Here is a 255-nt window from a genome sequence, read left to right on the forward strand (position 1 = left end):
CGACGCCCGGTTCCGGACCGCCGGACTCCACGCACTTGATGCCTTTGTAGCCGGCCTTGAGCACGTCCTCGAGCTCAAGGTCTTCCACCGAACCTTCCTGCGCTGCCAGATGCAGAACCGTGTCCTGCGCTTTGGCGTTCAGGATCAGCCGGGTGGAGTCGGCTTTCGGGTCGCATCCGACGATCAGGATCTTCTGCCCGAGGTCGACAAGCGCTGCGAGCGTATTTTGGGAGGTGGTGGACTTGCCGATCCCCC

General features: G+C 63.1%; 1 protein-coding gene. It reads right to left on the minus strand.

Annotated features, from left to right (window positions below):
• Positions 1–255 (minus strand): AAA family ATPase (locus tag K6N12_RS33845; protein WP_222135297.1); only part of this gene is annotated, 255 nt, incomplete at both ends.

The organism is Rhizobium redzepovicii (genome assembly GCF_019793435.1).
GTDB lineage: Bacteria > Pseudomonadota > Alphaproteobacteria > Rhizobiales > Rhizobiaceae > Rhizobium > Rhizobium redzepovicii.